Below are 18,260 nucleotides of genomic sequence, written 5' to 3'. Positions count from 1 at the left end.
AGGGGGATCGATCAATCAGGTCCGTTCAGTTCATGTCGGATCGAACGCGGGCACGGCTTGCTGCCCGGGCACGTCGGCTGTCGCGCGGCCTCCGTAACGAATGGCCGCGGCCATCATTCCGATCGCGGTACCGGTGCCGAGGAGCCTTCCCGCGGCGAGCAGGTCTGTTGTGGCACTCAACGGAATCCACAGAAGTTCGGCGGCTTCCTCCAGATCGGTGGGCGATGCGACCTGCCGCGCGTCGTGTCCCACGTAGACGAAATGGCGGGTCTGCACCATGCCCGGTACGGGTTCGATATCGGCCACCAGGTCGAGGTGTCCGGCGTCGAACCCGGTCTCTTCGAGCAGTTCCCGTCGAGCACACGTCAGGGGGTCTTCGTCGGGTTCGACGATTCCGCCCGGCGATTCCAGCCCGACCGCTTCGACGACCCAGCGATGTCGCCGCATGAGCAACGCGCGTCCGTGCTCATCGACCGTGGTCACCGTCGCCACGGTGTTCAGGCGAATCGCATGGTGAGACCGGCGCACGCCGTCGGGAGTGGTGATCTCGTTCCGAGTGACGGTCAGCCATGGCTTTCCGTCGTAGATGGTCCGCTCGTTGTGCACCTGGGTTCGCGGCGGCTCGGTCATGATTCCCACGGTATACATGAAGCCCCGACCGCTGCCCGCCGTTCGTCGTCGCCAGTTGGACGAACGATGAGGTGGAGTGGTCTCGGGTGCGAACCAGCCGTCGACGGGCGATGTGGTCGCCGGTCCCGGCTCATGCCGGCCCGGATGCTGCCGCGATGTCGACGCCATGGGCGAGCAGCGTGGATGCGGTGATGCCGAAGACGGCGCGGAAGGTGTCGCTGAAGTGGCTCGGGGAGGCGAAGCCGGCGTCGGCGGCGGCGCGGGTGAAATCGCTGCCTACTGCCACGCATTCGCCGAAGCGCACCAGCCGCGCCCACATACGGTAGCGGCGGAAACTCGTTCCGGTGTGCTCGGTGAACAGGTGCAGGAATCGCGATGGTGACAGGCCGACGGCAGCGGCGGCGTCGGCGGCCGAATGGGGGGCTGCCGGGTCGGCGAAGAGGGTGCGGATGACGCTACGGACGCGGGGATCGGGTGGGCCGGCCGGGACGGCGCCGACGATGAGGTCTCGCAGGATCGACGGGTCCGGCGGGCCGGTCAGGTGGGTGAGCAGCGCGCGCAGTTGCGGGCGGGCCGGAGTGTGCGCGGGAGCGAGGTTGTAGAAGAACACCATTCGGCTCGTGCCCGCGTCGATGTGGTGGCGGGTGCGGGCCGGGATCAGCGTGCTGCGCAGCCGCAGCCTCGATCGGCCGATCGTGAGGACGAACGGTGCGTCGATGCCGAGGGCATAGCAGTCCACAGCGGTGGCGTGCGGGTCGAGAGGTAGCGCGGGGCCGACGTAGACAGCCTGCTCGGGCCACAGCCAGATCTTCGGACCCGTCGAACCGGCATCCATACCAGCCATCATTCCCGACATCGGCACGCAGCGTCGACGTCAGCGTGCGCCCCGACGCTGAGAGCGGCGGATCGACAGCCATACACCACCCAGCAGCGCCGCGGCGGCGACATCGACCGCCGCCACCCGGGTCAACTGTGGAGCGACGGACTCCGTGGCGGCGGCGAGCGCAGGGAAGCTCACCAGGCTCACCGCGTTGGCCGCGATCGCAGGCTCTCGCCAGCGCGGCCGCCGGGCACCGACGATCAGACCGATGCCGAGCACCCCGAACAACACCGCGCGGTGCCGCAGCAGCAGGCCGACGTTCTCGTCCACCGCATGGAGCCCGTAGGCCTCGCGCATCCGCTGCACCGACACCACGCCCAGGGCGGGCACCGCATTCAGTACTCCCACCGCGATCAGGGCGGCGGCGTGTCCGTCGAAACGACATCTCATGTCGTCATCCTCGAAGCGGCGATGGAAACGCGCTTCCGAAAACCTGCTGTCTCAGTGTTCGGAGCGGTCGTGAACCGCCTACGGTGAACTGGTGACGGGCACAGTGCGGGAGACCTCGATCGCGGCCCTGGCCGCCGCCCTGGAGGGGCGGGCGTCCGCCACGGATCGCCGGTACCTGGTGGGTATCGCCGGCCCGCCCGGCGCGGGGAAGTCCACGCTGTCGGGCGGCTTGTGCGCGGCGCTGAATGCTCGCGCGGGCCGGCGGATCGCCGAGATCGCGCCGATGGACGGCTATCACCTGCCCAACGCTCGCCTCGACGAGATGGGCAGGCGGGCGGCGAAGGGAGAGCCGGACACCTTCGACAGCGCGGGTTACGTCCAGAACCTGGCGAGGCTGCGCGGCCTGCCGCTCGGTGCGCCCGTCGAGTGGCCCACCTTCGATCGGACGCTCGACGAACCGACTCCCGCGGGCGTGGTGTTCGCCGCCGAGCGCATCGTCGTGACCGAGGGCAACTACCTGCTCGTCGACGACCCGGGCCTCGGGGCCTGGCCGGAGGTGCGCGCGCTGCTGGACGAGTGCTGGTATCTGGACGCGGGACGTGCGGTGCTGACGGAGCGCCTGCTGCGGCGCCACCTCGACGGTGGGCGTACCGACGAGGCGGCGCGTGACAAGGTCACAAGCAGCGACCTGCGAAACGCCGATCTCGTCGCGGCCACCCGTCCCCGCGCCGATCTGGTCCTGCGGGCCGAGGGCGGCCGCTATGCGGTGCTTGCAAAGCCGACCTGATCACATCCGAACGACGGGATGAACACCCGGTACCAGGTCCGCAATCGGCGATGTGTGGTACTCGACCCGAACCGCTGCCGCTGACCGTGCCCGCGCGTGGGGTATGGCCGAGCTCGACCGCCTCGACCCCGGGATCTACGCGATCCCGCCGGTGCGTGTTCTCCTCGGCGCGTATGCCCTGGATATGCGGTCGCTGGGCGGACCATGAACCCTATGGCCGAGACCCGTCCACCATCAGGTCGTATCCGTCTGCTGCGCAACGCCGCGGCGGTGATCTGCGCACTGCTGCTCTACTACAACGTGCCGGTGGCGCGCAGACCGGACGGTGCGCTGATGGGCGGCGTGTCGGCCACGGTGGCCTTCCTGGTCGGAGTGATCGGGCTGCTGTGGCTGGTCACGCGCCAGATCCGTCGCTATCTCGCCGCGCCGGAGGGCGCGGGCCAGCAGGTCGACGGCATCCTGCTGCTGCTCATGGTGGTGATCGTGTTCTTCGCCCAGTTCTACTTCCGGCTCGAGATCCACGATCCGAGCCAGTTCGACGGCCTGAGCACCCGGACCGACGCGCTGTACTACACGATCGTCACGCTGGGCACTGTCGGCTTCGGCGACGTCTACGCCGTCGGGCAGGGCGCGCGCATCGCCGTCATGATCCAGATCGTGTTCGATCTGATCGTGATCGGCACGCTGCTCGCGGTCATGACGTCGAGCATCGTGCGCGCCCGGGGGGAGATCGGTCGCCGCGATCGGCGAACTCAGCAGGAGGACACGAGCGGAGGCGAGCCCTGACCCGCGCTAGCGGTGGTCGCGGTACCAGCGGATGAGGGCGTCGGTAGAGGAGTCGTCCTGCGGATCGGGATCCTCGGCGGCGCTGAGCAGGGGAGCCAGCGCGAGAGCCTGCTGCTTGCCGAGTTCCACGCCCCACTGGTCGAAACTGTCGATGCCCCAGATGGTTCCCTCCACGAATACCTGGTGTTCGTAGAGGGCGATGAGTTGCCCGACGACCGACGGCGTCAGTTGCGGGGCGAGGATGGTGGTGCTGGGGCGATTGCCCGGCATGACCTTGTGCGGGACGACCTCCGGGTCGGCGCCTTCAGCGGCGATCTCCTCGGCGGTCTTGCCGAAGGCGAGCACCTTGGTCTGGGCGAACAGGTTGCTCATCAGGATGTCGTGCATGCTGCCGGTGCCGTCGACGGTGGGCAGATCGCTGGTGGGGCGGGCGAATCCGATGAAGTCGGCCGGAATCAGGCGGGTGCCCTGGTGCAGCAGCTGGTAGAAGGCGTGCTGGCCGTTGGTGCCCGGCTCGCCCCAGAAGATCTCGCCGGTGGAGGTGGTGACGGGGGTGCCGTCGGCCCGCACGGACTTGCCGTTGGACTCCATCGTCAGCTGCTGCAGATAGGCGGGGAATCGGGCGAGGTCGTTCGAATACGGCAGCACCGCGCGTGATTCCGCGCCGAAGAAGTTCGAGTACCAGACGCCGAGCAGGCCCAGCAGCACCGGAGCGTTCGCCTCCAGCGGGGCGGTGGCGAAATGGGTGTCCACGGCGTGCATTCCCGCCAGGAACTCCGCGAAGCGCTCCTTGCCGATGGTCGCCATCACCGACAGGCCGATGGCCGAATCCACCGAGTAGCGGCCGCCGACCCAGTCCCAGAAGCCGAACATGTGCTCGGTGTCGATGCCGAAGGCGGCGACCCGCTCGGCATTGGTGGAGACCGCGACGAAATGCTTGGCGACCGCGTCCTCGCCGAGCGCGGCCACCAGCCAGCGCCGGGCGGCCGTCGCGTTGGTGAGGGTCTCGAGTGTCGAAAAGGTCTTGGACGCCACGATGAACAGCGTGGTCGCCGGGTCGAGGCCGTCGAGTTCGGCGACGAGATCGGCGGGGTCGACATTGGAGACGAAGCGCGCGGCGATGCCCGCGTCGGCGTAGTGGCGCAGGGCCTGGTGCACCATGACCGGGCCGAGGTCGGAGCCGCCGATGCCGATGTTCACGACGGTGCGGATGCGTTCCCCGGTCGCGCCGCGCCACTGTCCAGAACGCAGCGCGTCGGTGAATTCGCCCATCCGGCGCAGTACTTCGTGGACCTGCGCGCCCGCGTCCTCGCCGTCGATGCGCAGCGATTCGCCCTCGGGCAGGCGCAGCGCGACGTGGCCGACGGCGCGGTTCTCCGAGGTGTTGATGTGCGCGCCCGCGAGCATGGCGTCGCGGTGCTCCGGCACCTGCGACTCGCGGGCCAATTCGACGAGCAGCGCCAGGGTTTCGCGGGTGACCCGGTGTTTGCTGTAGTCGATGTGCAGGTCGCCGACCCGTACCGTCAGCTCGCGGCCGCGTCCGGGGTCCTCGGCGAACAGCTCCCTCAGGTGCCGTTGCGCGAGAACGCCGTGGTGATCGTGCAGTTTCCGCCAGGCCGCCGATGCGGTGATGTCGCTGCTCACGCCGCCGAGGTTACCCACCGTCGCGCGGGCGCGCACGGGCAATGCCCGCTGCGGGGGACAACGGCGAGGATGTGGATATCTCGCTCGAAGGCACCGCCCAGGCTGGTCCGTGCTGTCTAGGCTGGCGACATGGTGTCCGAACGCGAACTACTCGAATCCGTCCCGACGCGACTGTGGATCGGCGGACCCGTCGACGCCACCGGCGGCGCCACCTTCCCGGTGCACGATCCCGCCACCGGGCGCGTGCTCACCGAAGTCGCCGACGCCACCCCGGAGGACGCCCTGCGCGCCCTCGACGCCGCGGCCGCGGTGCAGCAGGAGTGGGCGGCCACCCCGGCCCGCGAACGTGGTGAGATCCTGCGCGCGGTGTTCGACGCGATCACCGCGCGAGCCGAGGAATTCGCCCTGCTCATGACCCTGGAGATGGGCAAGGCGCTGCCCGAGAGCCGCAACGAGGTGCGCTACGGCGCGGAGTTCTTCCGCTGGTTCGGCGAGGAAGCGGTGCGGGTGCACGGCCGCTACCAGCACGCGCCGTCCGGGACCGGGCGCATCGTCGTGCACAAGCAGCCGGTGGGACCGGCATTGGCCATCACGCCGTGGAACTTCCCGCTGGCGATGGGCACCCGCAAGATCGGTCCCGCCCTCGCCGCGGGCTGCACCATGATCGTCAAGCCCGCTTCCGAGACGCCGCTGACCATGCTGCTGCTCGCCCAGCTGTGTGCCCAGGCGGGCCTGCCGGACGGCGTGCTCTCGGTGATCACCACCAAGCGCTCCGGCGCGGTCACCGGTGCGCTGCTCGACGATCCGCGCCTGCGCAAACTCACCTTCACCGGTTCCACCGAGGTCGGCAAGAAGCTGGTCGAGCAGTCGGCGGGCAAACTGCTGCGCACGTCGATGGAACTCGGCGGCAACGCGCCGTTCGTGGTGTTCGACGACGCCGATGTCGACGCCGCGGTGCAGGGCGCGATGCTGGCCAAACTGCGCAACGGCGGCGAGGCGTGCACGGCGGCCAACCGGTTCCACGTGCACAGTGCGGTGGCCGAGGAGTTCACCGACAAGTTCGTGGCGGCCGTGCGGGACTCGGTGCGGATGGGTCCGGGCGCCGACCCCCAGACCACGCTCGGACCGTTGATCAACGCCGAACAGCTGGCCACCGTCACCGACCTCGTCGAGGACGCGGTGGCACTCGGCGCGCGGGTCCTCCACGGCGGTTCCGCCCCGGGTGGTGCGGGCTGGTTCTACCCGGCCACGGTGCTCGACCGAGTGCCGGAGAAGGCGCGCATCCTGAGCGAGGAGGTCTTCGGTCCGGTGGCGCCCATCGTCACCTTCGACACCGAGGAGCAGGGCCTGGCGGCCGCCAACGACACGCGCTACGGCCTGGTGGCCTACGTCTACACCCGTGATCTGGACCGCGCGCTGCGGATCGCCGAGGGGCTGGAGACGGGCATGGTGGGGGTGAACCGGGGCGTCATCTCCGACCCCGCCGCGCCGTTCGGCGGTGTGAAGGAATCCGGCTTCGGCAGGGAGGGCGGCTTCGAGGGCATCGAGGAGTACCTGTCCACGAAGTACATCGCGCTCTGAGGCAACCCGTGCACGAAACGAGGGCCACGGTCCATCGCGGACCGTGACCCTCGTGAGTGAGTTCCGCCGGTATTCACCTGCCGAGCCGACCGCGCCCCAGACGCAGCAACAGCATGGCGAGGGTGTGGCCTTCCTGGCCCAGTTCGCTGAAGCGCTCCAGCACCTTCATCTCGCGGCTGTGCACCAGGCGCGGGCCACCGGAAGCCATCCGGGTTCGGCCGATCAGCCGGGAGATCTCGGTACGGCGCTTGATGGCGGCGAGGATCTCCGCGTCGAGCTGGTCGATCTCCTTACGGAGCTTGTCGATCTCCGCCTCCGACTGCGGCAGCGCCGAGTCGGATCCGGCGGGCTGCGCTGCATCCGACCCGGTGGTCGTGGCAGGGGTGCTCATATTCATCTCCTCGTGTCAGAACCTGGATCGGCGCGGGCGTGTGGCGCGTTACCGACCCGTTCTTTCACCGTGAAACAGACCTGGTGGGTTCCATACTCCCCCCAGCAGTACGCGCTCAGCTACCGGATTCGAGATCTCGGTCGCCGACGAACCGTCAACACGGACGCATCGTGGCCAGCCGATGCGCGACGGCCAGTCTGCCACGGGTTGCGAACAATGCAAAACATGTCATTTTTCAACTCTGCGGGGCACGGCCGTCGAGGGGATGGGGCGTCGCGCCTGTCGGTGTCCGCCGGTAGCGTGGACGGGCAATGGACATGACGGCGGCTCCCCAGACGACAGCTCCCCCCTCGGGTGCTCCCCAACCGAACTCTACCGGCCGATCGCTGGCCGAACGGGCGCAACAGCGGGCCGATGAGCTGGCCCGAAGGCATGCCGAGGGGCGAGGGCCGGCCGGCGAGCGCGCCCCGCAGGCCGCCGAGGAGCAGGCCCGGCGCCGCGCCGAACGGGAACAGCAGCGCGTCGAGCAGGTGGAGCGCTTGCTCGACGGACTCAATCCGCAGCAGCGGGCGGCGGTCGTGCACGCGGGGGCGCCGCTGTTGATCGTGGCGGGGGCCGGATCGGGCAAGACCGCCGTGCTCACCCGGCGCATCGCCTATCTGCTGGCCGCCCGCGACGTCGCCTCCGGCGAGATCCTGGCGATCACCTTCACCAACAAGGCCGCCGCCGAGATGCGCGAGCGCGTCGCCGGGCTGGTCGGCCCGCGCGCGGTCACCATGTGGGTCTCGACCTTCCACTCCAGCTGCGTGCGGATCCTGCGTACCCAGGCGGCGTTGCTGCCCGGACTGAACTCCAACTTCTCCATCTACGACGCCGACGATTCGCGTCGCCTGCTGACCATGATCAGCCGTGACCTGGAGATCGACGCCAAGAAGTACTCCGCGCGCCTGCTCGCCACCGCCATCTCCAACCTCAAGAACGAGCTGATCGATCCGGAACGGGCCGCCGCCGAGGCCGCCGGATCCGCCGATTCCGAGCTGCCCGTGCTCGTCGCCCGCGTCTACGCCGAATATCAGGCCAGGCTGCGCTCGGCCAACGCGATGGACTTCGACGACCTCATCGGCGAGACCGTCGCCCTGCTGCAGAGTCATCCACAGGTCGCCGAGTACTACCGCCGCCGCTTCCGGCACGTGCTCGTCGACGAGTACCAGGACACCAACCACGCGCAGTACGTGTTGATCAGGGAGTTGGTCGGGCACGCGCCGAAGAATGGGGAGGGCACGGTCGACGAGCACGCCGTGCCGCCGAGCGAACTGTGCGTGGTGGGCGACGCCGACCAGTCGATCTACGCCTTCCGCGGTGCCACCATCCGCAATATCGAGGAGTTCGAGCGCGACTTCCCGGACGCGGAGACGATCCTGCTGGAACAGAACTACCGGTCCACGCAGAACATTCTGTCCGCCGCCAACGCGGTCATCACCCGCAACCAGGGCAGGCGCGAGAAGCGGCTGTGGACGGATTCGGGCGAGGGCGAGCAGATCGTCGGATACGTCGCCGACAACGAGCACGACGAGGCCGCGTTCGTGGCCCGCGAGATCGATCGTCTGGTCGACGCGGGTGAAGCGAACTACAACGACGTCGCGGTGTTCTATCGCACCAACAACAACTCCCGGGCGCTGGAGGAGACCTTCATCCGTCTGGGGCTGCCGTACAAGCTGGTCGGCGGCGTCCGGTTCTACGAGCGCAAGGAGGTCCGTGACATCGTGGCCTACCTGCGCGTGCTGGAGAACCCCGAAGACGCGGTGAGCATGCGCCGCATCCTCAACACCCCGCGCCGCGGTATCGGCGATCGCGCGGAGGCATGCGTGGCTGTGCACGCCGAACAGCGCGGCCTCGGTTTCGCCGCGGCGCTGCGTGATGCCGCCGAGGGACGAGTGGCACTGCTGAACACCCGCGCCCAGCGGGCCATCGCGGGCTTCCTCGCGTTGCTCGAGGAGATCAGGGCGGCGGGCGAACAGCCGGACGCGGACTTCCCCGACGTGGGCGCGGTCGTGGAAGCGGTGCTCGACCGCACCGGCTATCGCGCCGAACTGGAGGCCTCCGACGACCCGCAGGACGGCGCGCGGCTGGACAATTTGAACGAGTTGGTCAGCGTGGCGCGGGAATTCAGCGCAGGCGCCTACGACGCCGCGGTGGCGGCGCGCGAAGAGGGGCTGCTGCCCGAACAGGGCGAGGGTGAGCCCGAGCCCGGTTCGCTGGCGGCGTTCCTGGAGCGTGTCTCGCTGGTCGCCGACGCCGACCAGATCCCCGACGAGGGGTCCGGTGTGGTCACCATGATGACCTTGCACACCGCCAAGGGCCTGGAGTTCCCGGTGGTCTTCGTGACCGGCTGGGAGGATGGGCAGTTCCCGCACATGCGCGCGCTCGGCGACCCCACCGAACTGGCCGAAGAACGCAGGCTCGCCTACGTCGGCATCACCCGCGCCAGGCAGCGCCTCTACCTGACCCGCGCGGTGGTCCGCTCCGGCTGGGGCCAGCCGGTGTCGAACCCGGAATCGCGTTTCCTCCAGGAGATTCCCGGTCACCTGATGGACTGGCGCAGGCTCGAGCCCGCGAATTCGCCCGGTCCGCGCCGTCGCGGCGGCCCGGACGACATGGAGCGGGACTGGACCCGCGGCGACGGCTGGTCCGAGTCACGCACCGGGACGCGCGGACGCGGTCCGGCCAGGCCCGCGCCGGGCAAGGCGGGGCGCGCCACCTCCACTCTGGTTCTCGCCGTGGGTGATCGCGTCAGCGACGACAAGTACGGCCTGGGCCGGGTGATCGCCGTCGACACTGTCGGAACGATGCAGACCGTGACCATCGACTTCGGCGGTGACGTGGGCAGGGTCCGGCTCATCCCGCAGCACAGCAGGACTCTGGTCAAGCTCTGAGCCCGGCCGACAGCGAGTCCGGGGGGTCCGCAAGGGTCCTTCGGCCTGGTCCGGGGCCTCTTCTGCGCGCCATGGTCACTGGGTAGCGTCGAGGTGTGGACACCTTCGCGCACCACCTGCTCTGGTTCCTTCCGATGCTGTGGCTGGGGATGGTCCTGGCCATCTCGTTCCTCGAGGCGCCGTTGAAGTTCCGGGCGCCGGGGGTCACGGTGCCGCTCGGCCTCGGCATCGGTCGCATCGTGTTCAAGGCATTGAATACCGCCGAAACCGTATGGGCAGTACTGCTTCTGATCGCCTGTGTGGTGCTGGGACCGTCGAACTCGGTGTGGGTCTGGCTCGGTGTCGCGGTGGCCGCGCTGGCGATCCAGCTCGTGGCGATCCGGCCGCCGCTGACCCGGCGGTCGAACCAGGTGCTGGCCGCCGGAGAGGATCTGCCTCGCTCGACCGTGCACTACTACTACGTCGCGTTCGAGGTGGTCAAGGTCATCGCGTTGATCGGTCTGGCGATCGTGGCCGCGCCCTGAACGACAAGACTCCCGGCCCGCACGGGCCTGGTGAGCCGGGCACTCTGTGCCGGAACGCTGTATGCCGGAACGCTGTGTGCCGAAAATGCTGTGTGCCGAAAATGCTGTGTGACTGGACCGGACAGCGAAACACCCCGGCGCTGAAGGGCTCCGGGGTGTTCGGTGGTCGGTCGGCGACCGAAGGTCAGCTGCGGATCTGACCGAGGGCGATACCGCGGCTGGCCAGCCAGGGGAGCGGGTCCACCTTGTCGGAACCGTTGAGCCAGACTTCGAAATGCACGTGCGGACCGGTGGAGAAGCCGCGGTTGCCGACGGTGGCGATCTGGTCGCCCGCCATCACGTACTGGCCCGCGGAGACGACTGCGGTGTCGACGTGGCCGTAGACGGTGACCGTTCCGTCGTCGTGCAGGACCCGCACCCACATCCCGAAGCCGGAGGCAGGGCCCGCCTCGAGCACGGTGCCGTCGGCCACTGCGTAGATCGGGGTGCCGATGGGGGCGGCGATATCGACGCCGAGATGCTGCACACCCCAGCGGGCACCGTAGCCGGAAGTGAAGTTGCCGTAGGTGAATTGAGTGAACAGCGGCCGGAGTTTGGCGGCCTCGGCGGCGGCCAGCTCCTCGGCGTACTTGCGGCCCTTCTCCAGAATCTCGTCGAACTGGCCGAGATTCGAGGGTGCGGAGACGTTGAGCACCTGCGGCGCGGCGGACGAGGAGGAGGCGGTCGGGTCTTCGAGGCTCACCGATTGCGCGGCGATCTCGTGGATCTGGCCGGCGGCTTCGTAGTCGATGGTCTGGGAGGGCTGGCCCGGCGCGGCCATCGCGGCCTGGCCCGCGGCGACGACGGCGCCCGCGGCGACGGCGACGACCGCGGCACGGCCCTTCAGCGATCCGGGCGGGGCGGGGACGCGGTGTGCGCCGCCGCGACGGGCGGCGCCGCGACCGGGAACGAAGGTGGGCGCGACAGGCGCTGCGGCAAGGCCCGTGGCGGGCCCTTCATGGTCGGATTCCTCGGCATTCCAGCCGTTCTCGGCTTCCGGATACTGCGACTGGCGGGCCCAGGCATCGCTGTCACAGGTGCCCTGCCACTGGCTGAGGTCCTCCTGGTGCCAGCCTTGCGCCTCAGGGGACTCCGTGGTGGCGGCGCCCCACGCGCCGCCGTCGGTCCAGGAGCCCTGCTGATGCCATGCCGGGGCCTCGTCCTGGGTCCAGGCCGAGCCGTCGTTCCACGCGGAGTCGTTGTGCCATGCCGCGTTCGAGTCCTGCTCCCACGCGGAGGCCTCGGGGGCCTCGGAGGCCGCGGAAACGCCGTCCTGCCCCTCGTGCCAGGCCGAGCCCTCGCTCCAGGCGTCTTCGTTCCACGCGCCACCCGACTGGCTCCAGGCCGCGGTCTCGTCCCAGGCGGTGTTGCCCGCGGCATGCGTGCCGAAACCCGCGGTGGCCGGGGCGGCATGGTGATTCGTCGAGGGGGGCAACGGTGTGGCAGCCGGCATGAAGGGCTGATCGTCGTCGCGGTAGCGGTGACCGGAGCGTGAGCGAGGGCCGGAAGCGAAAGCGCCGGCAGCGAGTTCGGTGAGAGTCGAGCGATTACTCATCGGCAGTACCACATCGTGAAGCGGGAGTTGGTCACTGTGCCGATGAAACGGCAGGTGAACGATGTCGGGGGTGTCTCGATCGAACGGCTCACCGATTGCGGAGCGCTGTGCTGCATCAAGGCTTGCCGTCCTCCTCATCCTCTGGAACAGGGGAGTCGTGACATAGTTGTGACATCGACTGCATGACGGTAACGAAGCGATTGCGTCGCCCGCAAGCGCTGCGCCGTTTCTCTCCCGGCATGTGAGATTCATCACCGTAACGGCGTGGAATATCTCACCGCGTTTTGGGCACGGAAGTGAGAATGTCTCCGGTCTCCGCGCGACGCTCCGGCGCGGGCCTCCGGCGCGGGCCGCTCTACCTGGCTGCACGCCAACAAGCTACTCGCCAGTAGCCTTGGCCAGCGGTTTTGCGTGCCCTGCCTTATGGTGCGTGACCTGCGCCACTTAGGATGAACGTGGCCGATTGGCCCTCCATGTGACTGGTTAGAGTCCGACCCGACCCGCTTCCGACGTCGGGCCGCCAACAAAGACGTTGTCATAGCAACGCAGACGAGATGGTGAGTACATGGATCTCTTCGAATATCAGGCGAAGGAGCTCTTCGTTAAGCACGGAGTGCCTTCGTCCGAGGGCCGCGTCACGGACACGGCCGAGGACGCCCGCGCCATCGCGGAGGAAATCGGCAAGCCGGTGATGATCAAGTCCCAGGTCAAGGTCGGTGGCCGCGGCAAGGCCGGTGGCGTGAAGTACGCCGCCACTCCGGAGGACGCGTTCACCCACGCCCAGAACATCATCGGCCTGGACATCAAGGGCCACATCACGAAGAAGATCCTGGTGGCCGAGGCGAAGGACATCGCCGAGGAGTACTACATCTCCTTCCTGCTCGATCGCGCCAACCGCACCTACCTGGCCATGTGTTCGGTCGAGGGTGGCATGGAGATCGAAGAGGTCGCCGCCACCAAGCCCGACCGCCTGGCCAAGGTCGCCGTCGACGCAGTCAAGGGTGTCGACCTGGCGTTCGCCCGCTCGATCGCCGAGCAGGGCCACCTGCCCGCCGAGGTGCTCGACTCCGCCGCGGTGACCATCCAGAAGCTGTGGGAGGTCTTCGTCGCCGAAGACGCCACCCTGGTCGAGGTCAACCCGCTGGTGCGCACCCCGCAGGACGAGATCCTCGCCCTCGACGGCAAGGTGACCCTGGACGAGAACGCTTCCTTCCGGCACCCGGAGCACGAAGAGTTCGCGGACATCGACGCCACCGATCCGCTCGAGCTCAAGGCCAAGCAGAACGACCTCAACTACGTCAAGCTCGACGGCGAGGTCGGCATCATCGGCAACGGCGCGGGCCTGGTCATGTCGACCCTGGACGTCGTCGCCTACGCCGGTGAGAACCACGGCGGTGTGAAGCCGGCCAACTTCCTCGACATCGGCGGCGGCGCCTCGGCGGAGATCATGGCCGCCGGTCTGGACGTCATCCTCAACGACGCGCAGGTCAAGAGCGTGTTCGTGAACGTCTTCGGTGGCATCACCGCGTGCGACGCGGTCGCCAACGGCATCGTCAAGGCCCTCGAGATCCTGGGCGACGAGGCGAACAAGCCGCTGGTCGTGCGTCTCGACGGCAACCGCGTCGAAGAAGGTCGGCAGATTCTGGCCGACGCCGCGCACCCGCTGGTGACGCTGGCTCAGACAATGGACGAAGGCGCCGACAAGGCCGCCGAACTGGCAGCCGCCCGCTGACGCGGACGAGTAAGGACCGAATCTCATGTCTATCTTCCTGAACAAGGACTCCAAGGTCATCGTCCAGGGCATCACCGGCGGCGAGGGCACCAAGCACACCGCCCTCATGCTCAAGGCCGGCACCCAGGTCGTCGGTGGCGTGAACGCCCGCAAGGCCGGCACCACCGTCTCGCACACCGACAAGGCCGGCAACGCCGTCGAGCTGCCGGTGTTCGGCACCGTCGCCGAGGCCATGAAGGAGACCGGCGCCGACGTGTCCATCGCGTTCGTGCCGCCGAAGTTCGCCAAGGACGCCATCATCGAGGCGATCGACGCGGAGATCCCGCTGCTCGTGGTCATCACCGAGGGCATCCCGGTGCAGGACACGGCGTACGCGTGGGCCTACAACCTGGAAAAGGGCAACAAGACCCGCATCATCGGCCCCAACTGCCCGGGCATCATCACCCCCGGTGAGGCGCTGGTCGGCATCACCCCGGCCAACATCACCGGCAAGGGCCCGATCGGCCTGGTGTCGAAGTCCGGCACGCTGACCTACCAGATGATGTACGAGCTGCGCGACTTCGGCTTCTCGACCTCCATCGGCATCGGCGGCGACCCGGTCATCGGCACCACCCACATCGACGCCATCGAGGCGTTCGAGAAGGACCCCGAGACCAAGCTCATCGTCATGATCGGCGAGATCGGCGGCGACGCCGAGGAGCGGGCCGCGGCCTACATCCAGGCCAACGTCACCAAGCCGGTCGTCGGTTACGTCGCGGGCTTCACCGCGCCGGAGGGCAAGACCATGGGCCACGCGGGCGCCATCGTGTCCGGCTCCTCGGGCACCGCCCAGGCCAAGAAGGACGCGCTCGAGGCCGCGGGTGTCAAGGTCGGCAAGACGCCTTCGGAGACCGCCGCCCTCGCGCGCGAGATCCTGGAGCAGGCGTCGATCACCGCCTGATCGGGTCAGCGGCCGGAGGTGGTAGCGAAGCGTCACCACGGAGGCCGCCCCGATCGGGCACATCGAACGCCGCCTGATCGGGTCAGCGGCTGGAGGTGGTAGCGAAGCGTCGCCACCGAGGCCGCCCCGATCAGGCACATCCAGCACCGCCTGATCTCACAGTGACCATCCGCTCGGACTCGATCGGATAAAGCTTGTTGAAGGACCGCTTTTCGGGTAACCGGAAGGCGGTCCTTCCGCTTCCGCGCACGAGGACGACCCGTTCGGGTGAGGATGACCGGTGCGGGCGCGTGCAGTAGCGTCAGAAGTAATCCAGCCGAAGTACACGAACTCGACCGAGGAGACGACGACATGTCCTACCCGACCGGGGGCTCCGGGTACAACACACCCGCGACGCCCTCCGCACCTTCCGCACCCGGCCCCGGGCAGCCGACCGGTGCAGGCGCCGGTGCGAGCGCCGCGGGTGCCGCGGCCAAGGGGCTGCCGTTCTTCATGGTGGTCGGCGTCGCCGCGCTCGGTGTGCTCAACTTCCTGCTCGGGTTCCTGCCGTTCGCTCAGCCCGAGATCACCAACTCCTTCAACGGCGCCACCATCACCGGTGATTCGCAGTCGGCGTTCAGTATGGGCATGGCCGGGCTGCTCGCCCTGCTGCTGCTCGGCGGTCTGTTGGCGGGCCTGTCGCTGCTGCCGAAGCAGGATTGGAAGGGCGCTGCCGCCGCGGCGTCGGCCGCCGGTTTCCTGGCGCTGCTGTTCCAGGTCATCGCCCTGCCCGAAGGCTACAGCGCGAAGTTCGGCGCCTGGGTGCTGATCTTCCTGGCCCTGGTGCAGACCGGTGTCGCGGTCGCGGCGGTGCTGTTCGACGCCGGCATCCTGAAGCCGCCCGCCCCCAAGCCCGCTCAGCCGGCAGGCCAGCAGGGTGGATACCCGGGCCAGCAGGGTGGATACGGCCCCTACGGTCAGCAGGGCCAGTCACAGTACGGCCAGCAGAGCCAGCCGGGGCAGCAGAGCTACGGTCAGCAGGGGCAGGGTTACGGCCAGCAGCCCGGTTACGGTTCCGGGGCGCAGTACCCGGCGCAGCCCTCGCCCTATGGTCAGAGCCAGCCCGGCCATCAGGCCGCCTCGCCGTACGGCCAGCAGAGCCAGCCCGGCTACGGCCAGCAGCCGGGTTACGGTCAGCAGCAGCCGGGATACGGTGCGCAGCAGCAGCCTTCGCCGTACGCGGGCGGTGCGCAGCCGCGTCCCGACGAGAGCGCGACCCAGCACTACGGCGGGCAGTCCGGCCAGCAGTACGGCGGCGGTTACGGTCAGCAGCCCTCGGCTCCGCAGGCCGGTCAGCAGGGGCAGCCGTTCGGTGGCGAGACCGGCGGTGACCCGGCCGCCGACGCCACCACGGCGTTCCGGCCCTCCGACGACAACAACAAGTAGGTCGTCGCTCCACCCGGTCTCGAAGTACCTGTTACCGAACCAGATCGGTCGAAGAAGTATCCCGCGAGCACCCGGCCCGTTCCCAGGGCGGGTGCTCGCGGCGCGCCTGCCCCGATCCCGTCGCGAAGGCTGCCACGCTGAATTCCCATGAGCTCACCCAGAAACTCGCTGGTTCGCTGGACCGGGGAACCTCCCGGGAAGCCGGAGCGGCCCGTGCGTAGCGGGCCCGAGGAGATCTACGAGCCGGGATTCCTGTCGCTGACGCCGGAGCGGGCTCGGGTGCTGCTGCTCGTCGCGGTCCGTCCGGCGGCGCAGGCGATGCTGGTGGTCGCCGTTCTGGTGTTGCTCACGCTGCTGACCTCCGGCGACGGCATGGCGGGCACCTCCGCCGCGATCGCCGGCAGTTGGCTTGCGATACACCAGGTTCCGCTGACCATCGGCCAGACCACGCTGGGACTGCTGCCGTTGCTGCCCACCGCCGTCCTGCTGTGGGCGGCGGCGCGCGAGTGCGCCCGCGCCATGGTGCCGGGCGGTTCCCGCGCCGATCTCGGATGGCTGCTCGGCGCGGCGCTCGGCGGACCGCTGCTGGTCACCGCGGTCTGTCTGGCCGTGGTGGAGGACGCGTCGGCGATTCTGCCGGTGCGCTCGCCGAACGCGCTCGGCGCCTTCGGCTTGGTGCTCGCGCTGCACCTGATCGCGGCGGTCGCGGGCATGGTGAGCCGGGAAATCCCGCACGTGGTCGACCTGCTTCGGCTGCCGGACCGGGTGGAGGCGGGTCTGCGCTGCTCGGGACGCGCCGCACTGCGACTGCTCGCGTGCGCGGCGGTGGTGACCGTCGTGTCTCTGCTCGCGCACTGGTCGGCGATGGGGGAGGGCTATGCGAGCGCGGGAAATGTCTGGGGTGTGTTCGGTCTGACGGCGCTCTCGCTGGTCTATTTCCCCAATGTCGTGGTGGGCGCGCTCGGGATGCTGATGGGCGCGCCCGTGCAGTTCGGTGCGGCCTCGATCAGCCTGTTCGAGGTGGTCGGCGGCCCGGTGCCCGTCGTGCCCGTGCTGGCCGCGCTGCCCGTCGGTCCCGCCGCCGGGTGGTGGCCGTTGCTGATGGCGCTGCCCGCCGTGGCCGGGGTGATCACCGGTCTCGATCTGGCCCGCACCGGTGACGACGAGATCCGCCGTCCCTGGTCGGTTCTGGTCTGCGCCGCCGGGACGACGCTCGTTCTGCTCGCCGCGGCGCTCCTGGCGGGTGGCGAACTGGGTGGCTTCGGCCACGTCGGCCTGGACCTGGTGGTCTTCGCCGCGGCATCGTTCCTCCTTCTCGCGGTCACCGGCTGGATCGGCCTGATCGCGGCCAGGTTGGTCCTGGACCGCCGCGCGGTGCACCTCGGCCACGACTACTACGACGATGACGACTACGACCGGCGTGGTGGTTCCCGTGCCGACCACGAGATCGGTCGCGACGACGACCGTTACGACGACGACCATGACGGCGACGAGCATGACGGCGACGAGCACCACGACGACGAGCACCACGACGACGAGTACTACGACGACGATTACGACGACGAGTACGACGAGTACGACGACCACTACGACGACGATTACGACGGTGACCACCACCAACACGACGACGACCACCACGACGGCGATGATTACGAGGACGACGATCCCGATCACGGCTACGGCGAGTACGACGACGATCCCGATCACGACGTCGCGGAGCACGATCTCGATGAGGCCGACCGCGATCATCCCGACGCGATCGAGGCCGAAGTCCTCGACGACCCTCCTGCTGTCAGCCGACCGCGCCGCGAACCGGACGCCGACATCGTCGACGCCGAAGTAGTCGATCCCGACGCCGCCCGCTGATCTGCCGTACCGGCGAGCACTCCTCGCTGTCGCCCAGTCGCGCCCCAGGCGGCGTTTTCCGCCGCATGTCCTCCGAGGCTGTCGCGTCCCCTCGGGCGCGTGCCACCCGCCGCAGCACGCCCCGGCGACCGGTCGTCGGGATCGTCCATGCCACCGA

15 protein-coding genes are annotated in these 18,260 nt (G+C 68.9%); 9 read left to right on the top strand and 6 right to left on the bottom strand.

Annotated elements, in window-relative coordinates:
- Positions 1–30: 30 nt before the first annotated feature.
- From IU449_RS13470 to IU449_RS13460, 3 genes are all read right to left on the bottom strand, one after another.
- Positions 31–630 (bottom strand): NUDIX hydrolase, encoded by a 600-nt coding sequence (locus tag IU449_RS13470; protein WP_195002108.1) that lies wholly within the window; start codon positions 628–630, stop codon positions 31–33.
- A gap of 130 nt (positions 631–760) precedes the next feature.
- A complete protein-coding gene (locus IU449_RS13465; RefSeq protein WP_195002107.1) occupies positions 761–1,465 on the bottom strand; it encodes a helix-turn-helix domain-containing protein in 705 nt (234 codons plus the stop codon).
- Between the two features lie 39 nt (positions 1,466–1,504).
- Positions 1,505–1,900: a phosphopantetheine adenylyltransferase gene (locus IU449_RS13460; RefSeq protein ID WP_195002106.1), complete on the bottom strand. Its 396-nt coding sequence runs from the start codon at positions 1,898–1,900 to the stop codon at positions 1,505–1,507.
- A gap of 91 nt (positions 1,901–1,991) precedes the next feature.
- On the opposite strand from IU449_RS13460, the gene IU449_RS13455 reads away from it, so the two are divergent.
- Together IU449_RS13455 and IU449_RS13450 are read left to right on the top strand one after the other, a co-directional pair.
- The gene (locus IU449_RS13455) at positions 1,992–2,687 is read left to right on the top strand and encodes a nucleoside/nucleotide kinase family protein (protein WP_324188218.1); all 696 of its coding nucleotides are present in this window, start codon (positions 1,992–1,994) and stop codon (positions 2,685–2,687) included.
- Positions 2,688–2,900: 213 nt separating this feature from the next.
- On the top strand, positions 2,901–3,473 hold the full coding sequence (locus IU449_RS13450) for a potassium channel family protein (protein ID WP_195002105.1): 573 nt from the start codon (positions 2,901–2,903) through the stop codon (positions 3,471–3,473).
- A gap of 6 nt (positions 3,474–3,479) precedes the next feature.
- On the opposite strand, the gene pgi is transcribed toward IU449_RS13450, so the two are convergent.
- Positions 3,480–5,117 carry a glucose-6-phosphate isomerase gene (gene pgi, locus IU449_RS13445; RefSeq protein ID WP_195002104.1) on the bottom strand — a complete coding sequence of 546 codons (1,638 nt, stop codon included), beginning with the start codon at positions 5,115–5,117 and terminating at the stop codon, positions 3,480–3,482.
- Between the two features lie 129 nt (positions 5,118–5,246).
- Between pgi and IU449_RS13440 the strand changes: the two genes are divergently transcribed.
- The gene (locus IU449_RS13440; RefSeq protein WP_195002103.1) at positions 5,247–6,698 is read left to right on the top strand and encodes an NAD-dependent succinate-semialdehyde dehydrogenase; all 1,452 of its coding nucleotides are present in this window, start codon (positions 5,247–5,249) and stop codon (positions 6,696–6,698) included.
- A gap of 73 nt (positions 6,699–6,771) precedes the next feature.
- Here IU449_RS13440 and IU449_RS13435 read toward each other — a convergent pair whose 3' ends face one another.
- The gene (locus IU449_RS13435) at positions 6,772–7,089 is read right to left on the bottom strand and encodes a chorismate mutase (protein WP_067853569.1); all 318 of its coding nucleotides are present in this window, start codon (positions 7,087–7,089) and stop codon (positions 6,772–6,774) included.
- A gap of 311 nt (positions 7,090–7,400) precedes the next feature.
- Between IU449_RS13435 and IU449_RS13430 the strand changes: the two genes are divergently transcribed.
- On the top strand, positions 7,401–10,022 hold the full coding sequence (locus IU449_RS13430) for a UvrD-helicase domain-containing protein (RefSeq protein ID WP_228803957.1): 2,622 nt from the start codon (positions 7,401–7,403) through the stop codon (positions 10,020–10,022).
- A gap of 95 nt (positions 10,023–10,117) precedes the next feature.
- Positions 10,118–10,546, top strand: a complete 429-nt coding sequence (locus IU449_RS13425; protein ID WP_195002102.1) for a hypothetical protein — start codon at positions 10,118–10,120, stop codon at positions 10,544–10,546.
- A gap of 184 nt (positions 10,547–10,730) precedes the next feature.
- Here IU449_RS13425 and IU449_RS29845 read toward each other — a convergent pair whose 3' ends face one another.
- Positions 10,731–12,140: a M23 family metallopeptidase gene (locus tag IU449_RS29845; protein WP_416382142.1), complete on the bottom strand. Its 1,410-nt coding sequence runs from the start codon at positions 12,138–12,140 to the stop codon at positions 10,731–10,733.
- Positions 12,141–12,705: 565 nt separating this feature from the next.
- On the opposite strand from IU449_RS29845, the gene sucC reads away from it, so the two are divergent.
- The 4 genes from sucC to IU449_RS13400 all read left to right on the top strand — a co-directional run bounded on the left by sucC (position 12,706) and on the right by IU449_RS13400 (position 18,103).
- Positions 12,706–13,872: an ADP-forming succinate--CoA ligase subunit beta gene (gene sucC, locus IU449_RS13415; protein WP_195002101.1), complete on the top strand. Its 1,167-nt coding sequence runs from the start codon at positions 12,706–12,708 to the stop codon at positions 13,870–13,872.
- A 25-nt stretch (positions 13,873–13,897) separates the two neighbouring features.
- Entirely contained in the window at positions 13,898–14,812 is a 915-nt protein-coding gene (gene sucD, locus IU449_RS13410; protein WP_195002100.1) for a succinate--CoA ligase subunit alpha, read from the top strand.
- Between the two features lie 351 nt (positions 14,813–15,163).
- The gene (locus IU449_RS13405; RefSeq protein ID WP_195002099.1) at positions 15,164–16,237 is read left to right on the top strand and encodes a DUF5336 domain-containing protein; all 1,074 of its coding nucleotides are present in this window, start codon (positions 15,164–15,166) and stop codon (positions 16,235–16,237) included.
- A gap of 213 nt (positions 16,238–16,450) precedes the next feature.
- Positions 16,451–18,103, top strand: a complete 1,653-nt coding sequence (locus tag IU449_RS13400; RefSeq protein ID WP_324188217.1) for a DUF6350 family protein — start codon at positions 16,451–16,453, stop codon at positions 18,101–18,103.
- The last annotated feature ends 157 nt before the right edge of the window (positions 18,104–18,260 follow it).

The organism is Nocardia higoensis (assembly GCF_015477835.1).
GTDB lineage: Bacteria > Actinomycetota > Actinomycetes > Mycobacteriales > Mycobacteriaceae > Nocardia > Nocardia higoensis_A.
The sequence above is the reverse complement of the archived record's forward strand: the minus strand, read 5'-3'. Positions and strand labels throughout refer to the sequence as shown.